The sequence below is a fragment of the Streptomyces sp. URMC 126 genome (assembly GCF_051386555.1).
GTDB lineage: Bacteria > Actinomycetota > Actinomycetes > Streptomycetales > Streptomycetaceae > Streptomyces.
On record NZ_JBPQTX010000372.1, the window covers coordinates 1 to 6,375 of the forward strand.

The following is a 6,375-nucleotide window of genomic DNA, read 5'->3' on the forward strand; positions in this document are numbered from 1 at the left end:
TGTATAAGAGACAGCCCCTCCCCCCATCTCTATCCATCTGATACGCACGATTCACCCCAACGGGCAGGCGCTCGGAGTGAACCACGGGGGTGCAAGGGGGCGCGTTCGGCTCGCGATCTGTCCTGCCGATCACCGGCTGCCTACCTTCGGAACGTACGGGCGTACGCACGTACGGTCACGCGGGGAGGTTCGGCGGATGAGCGGTCGGCGGGCCGATGCGGACGAGTCCTTGGTGCGCATCAGGGATCTCGCCGGACGGCGGCGCGGCACGGGCTTCCCGGTCGACGACAGGTCCACCCTGATCACCAGCCACGAGGCGGTCGACGGCCTCGCCTGCCTGGTGCTGCACGCCGCGGGCGACCGCACGGTGGTGGTCGGCGCCGACGCCGTCACCCCGCTGCCCGACTGCGACCTGGCCCTGGTCAGGACCGAGGGCCTGGACCTGCCGCCGCTCGCCGTCAGCGCGGCGGAGCACATCGTCGGCGGCACCGAGGTCCGGCTGCGGGCCGGCCGCTGGCACGACGCCTCGATCGTCGGCGAACCCCTGGTGACGTACACCGCCACGGACCGCTTCCACCTGCTGCGCACCGCCCTGGAGCTCTCCCTGCCCGAGCGGACGCCGCTGCGGCTGGGGGAGGAGGCCACGGGCGGCCCCGTGCTGGACGCGCGCACCGGAGCCGTGCTCGCCGTCCTCGGTACCGCGCTGCACGCCGAGCGCCGCGCGGGCGGCTACGCCATCCCTCTCCGTGCCACGGCCGCCGCCGACCCCGACGGCCCCCTCGCCGCCCTCCTGGACCGCAACGCGGCGACCGTCCCCGCCTACGGCGACGACCTCAACCTCGCGGGCGCCCTCCAGCTCACCGGCACGGCCCTCGGCTCGGTGGTCACCCCCCGCACCTGGCGCGACCCCGTCGAGCGGCCGGAGACGGTCCGCGAGTTCGACTGCTTCCTGTCCGGCGGGGCGCCCGGCGGGCGGGCCCTGACCCGGGCCGGCGGGCACGGCCCCGGCGGTCCGTACGTCCTCGCCCTGGTCGGCGAGCCGGGTGCCGGCCGCACCACCGAGCTGGGCGCCCTCGCCGCCCGCCGTTCGCGCGGCGCCGAGCCCGCGCCGACGCTCTGGCTGCGCGGCGCGGACCTGCGCGCCGACGACGTGAGCCTGCGGGACGCCATCGCCCGCGCGCTGGCCGCCGCCGGCCGGATCGTCACCGCCTCGGCGGGCGCCCAGGGCACGGTCGGCGACACCTCCGCCGCCACCCCCGAGGCCGTCGCCCGGCTCGCCCACCGCGTCGGCCGGCCGCTGCTCGTCCTCCTCGACGGCCCGGAGGAGATGCCGCCGCTGCTGGCCCACGCGCTGCCCGCCTGGACCGCGGCCACCGCCCACTGGCTGGAGCGGACCGGCACCCGGCTCGTCGTCGCCTGCCGCCCCGAGCACTGGGAGACGGCCGGCGCCCTCTTCCCGCCGGACGCCCTGCACTCCCCGGCCACCGCCCTCGGCAGCGGCGCCCCGGCCCTCACCGCCGCGCCCCCGCCCTCGCTGCCCGCCTGTGTCCGGCTCGCCGACCTCACCCCCGAGCTCGCGGACCGCGCCCGCGCCTCCTACGGCGTCCCCGCCGGCGCGCTCGCCCCCGCGGACGCCGGCCACCCGCTCGCCCTCCGGCTGCTCGCCGAGGTCCACGCCGCGCTCCCGGACGGCGCCGACCGGCCGGAAGGCGCCCCCGCCCCGGACCGCTGGGACGTCTTCGCCGCCCACCTCGACCTCGTCTGCCTGCGCATCGCCGTGCGCCTCGCCGCCGCCCGCCGGCCCCCGCTGCGCGGCACGGCCGTCCGCCGGCTGGCCGCCAAGGTGGCCGGGCAGGTGCACGAGGCGGCCCGGCAGTGCCTCGGCCCCGGCCAGGGCGAGCTGGAGCGCGAGACGTTCGAGCAGCTCTTCCCCTGGCGCACCGGCTGGGCCTCCGCCGTGCTCACCGAGGGGCTGCTGGTCCCGGCGGGCAGCGGCTACCGCTTCGCCCACGAGGAGTTCGCCGACTGGCTGCACGGCACCCACCTCGACCTCGACGCCGCCCTGCACGCCCTCGTCCACCGCTGGTACGAGCCGGAGGGCCCGCCCGCCGAGGCGGCCGTCCGGCTGCCCTCCCGCCGGGGCGGCGGCCCGGCCCGGGCGCCCGAGGGGCACGTCCCGCCGCCGCCCGGCTCCCGGCCCCCGACCAGACGCCGGGGCCGGCGCGGCGCCGACCGGCAGGAGCGGCCCACGCTGCTGCCCGTCCCACGGCACCGCATCGGCCCCGTCCTCCAGGCCCTCCTGCTGCTCGGCCGCCGCTCGGGCCCCACCGAGCTCTCCCGTCGGCTGACCGCCCTGGTCCACGCCGTCGAGACGCTCTCCGGCCGGGAGGGCGCGCCCGCCCCCGCGGCGGACGGCGACGAGGCGGACGCCGCCGAGCGGCCGCCGGTCCTCACCGACCCCGCCTGGTGGGCGGCCCACCTGCTCGCCGAGACGCTGCTGCGGCTCCCCGACGCCACCCCCTACCTCGGCGTCCTCCGCCTGCTCGCCGAGCGGGTCGCCGACTGCTCCCGCGCCGTCGGCGGCTTCGACGCCACCGCGACCGGGACGCTCGGCGGGCTGACCCGGTTCGGCCCGCCGTTCTGGCTCCGGCTACGGCTCGGCCTCGGCGACCGCCTCGACCTGCTCCGCCTCCTCCTCCCCGCCGCGGCCGCGCTGCTCGGCGACCACCCCTGCGCCGCCCAGGCGCACATCTGCCGCTGGTTCGACGACGACCGCCCGCTGCTGACCGCGTCCGACGGCGACGGCGAGTTCGCGGCGCCCACCGTCGCCACGGCCGCCCAGGCCCTCCTCCACACCCACCGCGGACGCGCGCTCGACGACCTCACCGACGCGCTGGTCCGCGCCGCGCACCCGAAGGCCGACGAACTGCTGGCCGCCCTCGCCGAGGACGAGCCGTCCGCCGTCTGCCGGGCCGTCGACCGCTGGGCGCACGACGACCGCGTCGAGCTCCACGTCGCCGCCGCCGCGTACGGGCTGAAGGCCGTGCCGTACGTCACCACGGAAGCCGACCGCGAACTGCTGCGGTACTCCGCGCTGGCCCTGCTCGCCCGCCCCGCCGAGGGCGCGCTGCACGGATCGGCGCTGGCCGTCCTGGTCCGCGATCCGCTGACCCGCGCCAAGCACCTGCCAGAGGCCGTCGCCCGGTTCTCCGCCGGCGACCCGCAGGTCCCGGCCGCCGCGCTGGCCGCCGCGCTCACCACCCACCCCGAGCCGGTGCTCGGCGCCTTCCGCGCCCGCCTCTACCAGCCGGGGGACGGGCCGGCGGACGTCCTGCGGATCCTCGCCGAGGTCTCCGACCCCGCGCTCGCCCGCCGCGCGGCCTCGCTGGTCCGCGAGCACGTCGAGCACCGGCCGGACAGCGCCCCGCACGTGGCCGCCTTCATCGACCGGCGGCTGGAGGACGGCCCGTCCGCCCGCGCGGTCCTCTTCCCCCTCGTCACCCACCTGCTGCGCACCCGCCCCGCCCCCGTTCGCGGCGCCCTCGCCCCGGTGCTCGCGGCGCCCGGCACCGCCGCCTCCCGGACGCTGCGACGGGAGCTGCTGGAGGTGCTGCTGGAGCGGGAGGAACAGGAGCCGTACGAGCGGGGCGGCGCCGTCCTCGACGCGCTGCTGCGGGCGGCGGCCGAGGGCGCCTCCGAACGCTCGGAGGCGCGCACTCGCGAGCTCGTGTTCCGGGTCGGGGAGCTGCTGGCCCGCACCCCCGAGGGCGCGGCCCGCTGCGACCGCCGGCTGGTCCAGCTGGCGCGCGAGATCCCGGCCTTCGGCGCCCGGCTGCGCCGCTGGCTCCGGACCGCCCCGGCGCAGTGGGCACCGGTGGTCGGACCGGGGGCCCGGATCCGGCTGACGGCGGGCGGACCGGGCGGGCAGGAGACCGATGCGGACGCAGCGGGGGCCCCGGCCGATGCGGACCGCCGCCAACCGGCATGGCACTCTTAGACCTGCGTAATCGACAGAGACAAGAGTTCGGGTTCGGGCGAGGAGCGGGCACAGTGCAACGCTGGCGTGGCTTGGAGGACATCCCCCAGGACTGGGGGCGCAGCGTCGTCACCATCGGCTCGTACGACGGTGTCCACCGAGGGCACCAGCTGATCATCGGCCGTGCGGTGGAGCGGGCGCGCGAGCTGGGGGTGCCGTCGGTCGTGGTGACCTTCGACCCGCACCCCAGCGAGGTCGTACGGCCGGGCAGCCACCCGCCGCTGCTGGCGCCGCACCACCGGCGCGCGGAGCTGATCGCCGAGCTCGGGGTGGACGCGGTGCTGGTCCTGCCCTTCACGGCGGAGTTCTCCAAGCTGTCGCCGGCCGACTTCGTGGTGAAGGTCCTCGTCGACAAGCTGCACGCGCGGCTCGTCGTCGAAGGCCCCAACTTCCGCTTCGGCCACCGCGCCGCGGGCACGGTCGCGCTGCTGGAGGAGCTCGGCGGGACCTACGACTTCGCCGTCGAGGCCGTCGACCTCAAGCTCACCGGCGAGGCCGGGGGAGGGCTCCCGTTCTCCTCCACCCTCACCCGCCGCCTGGTCGCCGAGGGTGACGTCACCGGCGCCATGGAGATCCTCGGGCACCCCCACCGCGTCGAGGGCGTCGTCGTCCGCGGCGCGCAGCGCGGCCGCGAACTGGGCTTCCCGACCGCCAACATCGAGACCCTCCCGCACACCGCCATCCCCGCCGACGGCGTCTACGCCGGCTGGCTCGTCGTCGAGGGCGAGTCCATGCCCGCCGCGATCTCGGTCGGTACGAATGTGCAGTTCGACGCGACGGAGCGGACGGTGGAGGCGTATGCGATCGACCGGGTCGATCTGGACCTCTACGGGATGCACGCCGCCGTCGACTTCCTCGCTTACCTGCGGGGGATGGAGAAGTTCGCGACGCTTGATGCGCTCTTGGAGCGCATGGCGGACGATGTGAAGCGGGCGCGGGAGCTGGTGGCTGCCGCTTCGCGGTGAGGGTGCCCCGGTCCCGCCCTTTCGCCGTTTCCTGGGGCTGCCGCCCCAGACCCCGCTTGTCGCGGCTTCGCCGCTCGTCCTCAAACGCCGGACGGGCTATATCAGCCCGTCCGGCGTTTGAGGACAGCGCCCGCAGGGCGCTTCGGGGGGGGCGGGGGCTTGCCCCCGCGAGAAACGGTGAAAGGGCGGGACCGGGGCACAACCCCCCGGCCCCGCCGGGAATCACTGCTGCGGCCAGCCCCCGGGCTGAACAGGCGGCTGCGCCGCCTGAGGCGGCTGCCCGCCCCACAACCCCTGCTGCTGCTGAGCCCGGACGAAGTCCTCAGCCACCATCGCCGACAGAGTGAAGTAAGCCTCCCGCGTCTTCGGCCGCATCATCTCCAGATCCAGCTCCGCGCCCGCCGCGAGATGCTCGTCGAAGGGCACGACCACGACCCCCCGGCAGCGCGTCTCGAAGTGGGACACGATGTCCTCGACCTTGATCATCTTGCCGGTCTCGCGGACCCCCGAGATGACGGTGATGCTGCGCCCGACGAGCTCGCCGTACCCGTGTGCCGCCAGCCAGTCCAGCGTGGTGCTGGCGCTGCTCGCGCCGTCGACGGACGGGGTGGAGACGATGATCAACTGGTCCGCCAGGTCGAGCACGCCGCGCATGGCGCTGTAGAGCAATCCCGTGCCCGAGTCGGTGAGGATGATCGGGTACTGCCGCCCCAGGACGTCTATCGCCCGCCGGTAGTCCTCGTCGTTGAAGGTCGTCGAGACCGCCGGGTCGACGTCGTTGGCGATGATCTCCAGGCCGGACGGCGCCTGCGAGGTGTAACGGCGGATGTCCATGTAGCTGTTGAGGCCGGGGATGGCCTGCACCAGGTCGCGGATGGTCGCACCGGTCTCGCGGCGCACCCGGCGGCCGAGGGTGCCGGCGTCCGGGTTGGCGTCGATGGCCAGGATCTTGTCCTGGCGCTCGCTGGCCAGGGTGGCGCCCAGCGCCGTCGTGGTCGTGGTCTTGCCGACGCCGCCCTTGAGGCTGATGACGGCGATCCGGTAGCAGGACAGGACGGGCGTGCGGATCAGCTCCAGCTTGCGCTGCCGCTCCGCCTCCTCCTTCTTCCCGCCGAACTTGAACCGGCCCGACGTCTGCTTTCTCGGCTTCGGCTTGCTCTTGAGCAGCCGCTCGGACGACAGCTCGACCGCGGCCGTGTAACCGAGCGGCGCGCCGTGCACGGACCGCTGCCGCTGCTCCGGCGTCACCGTCGGCCAGCCGCCGGTGCGCGGGTCCACGGGACCGCTCGCCTGCTCCGGCTGGGGCGCGGCGAAGGCGCCGGTGCCCGTGCCGGTGTCGGCGGGGGAGGCCGGGGGCTGCGGCGTGTACGGGCC

2 protein-coding genes and 1 pseudogene are annotated in these 6,375 nt (G+C 76.2%); 2 read left to right on the forward strand and 1 reads right to left on the reverse strand.

Features of this window, described 5'->3' with window-relative positions; translation table 11 throughout:
* Nucleotides 1–196: 196 nt before the first annotated feature.
* Together ACSNOK_RS29355 and ACSNOK_RS29360 are read left to right on the forward strand one after the other, a co-directional pair.
* Nucleotides 197–3,997: a serine protease gene (locus ACSNOK_RS29355; RefSeq protein ID WP_436783827.1), complete on the forward strand. Its 3,801-nt coding sequence runs from the start codon at nucleotides 197–199 to the stop codon at nucleotides 3,995–3,997.
* A gap of 53 nt (nucleotides 3,998–4,050) precedes the next feature.
* Nucleotides 4,051–5,001, forward strand: coding sequence for a bifunctional riboflavin kinase/FAD synthetase (locus tag ACSNOK_RS29360; RefSeq protein ID WP_436783828.1), 951 nt, complete (start codon nucleotides 4,051–4,053; stop codon nucleotides 4,999–5,001).
* A gap of 228 nt (nucleotides 5,002–5,229) precedes the next feature.
* Here the strand turns inward: ACSNOK_RS29360 and ACSNOK_RS29365 are convergent.
* Nucleotides 5,230–6,375, reverse strand: a pseudogene (locus ACSNOK_RS29365) (MinD/ParA family ATP-binding protein); the annotation flags it as partial.